Source organism: Arthrobacter sp. cf158 (genome assembly GCF_900106835.1).
Taxonomy (GTDB): domain Bacteria; phylum Actinomycetota; class Actinomycetes; order Actinomycetales; family Micrococcaceae; genus Arthrobacter.
Genome location: NZ_FNNR01000028.1, coordinates 1 through 1,613, shown reverse-complemented (window position 1 = coordinate 1,613; position 1,613 = coordinate 1). Strand labels below are relative to the sequence as shown.

Below are 1,613 nucleotides of genomic sequence, written 5' to 3'. Positions count from 1 at the left end.
TTCAACGGAGAGTTTGATCCTGGCTCAGGATGAACGCTGGCGGCGTGCTTAACACATGCAAGTCGAACGATGATGCCCAGCTTGCTGGGTGGATTAGTGGCGAACGGGTGAGTAACACGTGAGTAACCTGCCCTTGACTCTGGGATAAGCCTGGGAAACTGGGTCTAATACCGGATACGACCATCTGGCGCATGTCATGGTGGTGGAAAGCTTTTGTGGTTTTGGATGGACTCGCGGCCTATCAGCTTGTTGGTGGGGTAATGGCCTACCAAGGCGACGACGGGTAGCCGGCCTGAGAGGGTGACCGGCCACACTGGGACTGAGACACGGCCCAGACTCCTACGGGAGGCAGCAGTGGGGAATATTGCACAATGGGCGCAAGCCTGATGCAGCGACGCCGCGTGAGGGATGACGGCCTTCGGGTTGTAAACCTCTTTCAGTAGGGAAGAAGCGAAAGTGACGGTACCTGCAGAAGAAGCGCCGGCTAACTACGTGCCAGCAGCCGCGGTAATACGTAGGGCGCAAGCGTTATCCGGAATTATTGGGCGTAAAGAGCTCGTAGGCGGTTTGTCGCGTCTGCTGTGAAAGACCGGGGCTCAACTCCGGTTCTGCAGTGGGTACGGGCAGACTAGAGTGCAGTAGGGGAGACTGGAATTCCTGGTGTAGCGGTGAAATGCGCAGATATCAGGAGGAACACCGATGGCGAAGGCAGGTCTCTGGGCTGTAACTGACGCTGAGGAGCGAAAGCATGGGGAGCGAACAGGATTAGATACCCTGGTAGTCCATGCCGTAAACGTTGGGCACTAGGTGTGGGGGACATTCCACGTTTTCCGCGCCGTAGCTAACGCATTAAGTGCCCCGCCTGGGGAGTACGGCCGCAAGGCTAAAACTCAAAGGAATTGACGGGGGCCCGCACAAGCGGCGGAGCATGCGGATTAATTCGATGCAACGCGAAGAACCTTACCAAGGCTTGACATGAACCGGTAATACCTGGAAACAGGTGCCCCGCTTGCGGTCGGTTTACAGGTGGTGCATGGTTGTCGTCAGCTCGTGTCGTGAGATGTTGGGTTAAGTCCCGCAACGAGCGCAACCCTCGTTCTATGTTGCCAGCGCGTTATGGCGGGGACTCATAGGAGACTGCCGGGGTCAACTCGGAGGAAGGTGGGGACGACGTCAAATCATCATGCCCCTTATGTCTTGGGCTTCACGCATGCTACAATGGCCGGTACAAAGGGTTGCGATACTGTGAGGTGGAGCTAATCCCAAAAAGCCGGTCTCAGTTCGGATTGGGGTCTGCAACTCGACCCCATGAAGTCGGAGTCGCTAGTAATCGCAGATCAGCAACGCTGCGGTGAATACGTTCCCGGGCCTTGTACACACCGCCCGTCAAGTCACGAAAGTTGGTAACACCCGAAGCCGGTGGCCTAACCCTTGTGGGGGGAGCCGTCGAAGGTGGGACCGGCGATTGGGACTAAGTCGTAACAAGGTAGCCGTACCGGAAGGTGCGGCTGGATCACCTCCTTTCTAAGGAGCTGCTAATGATTGCTGCTGTGCCTGCATGGGTGTGGTGGTGGTTGTCAGTGTTGCCCATTGCGCAGGCGTCTGTTCTGCGG

General features: G+C 57.0%; 1 rRNA gene. It reads left to right on the top strand.

Going from position 1 to position 1,613, the window contains the following annotated elements:
• Position 1 precedes the first annotated feature (1 nt).
• Positions 2–1,524 (top strand): 16S ribosomal RNA (locus BLW08_RS23585).
• The last annotated feature ends 89 nt before the right edge of the window (positions 1,525–1,613 follow it).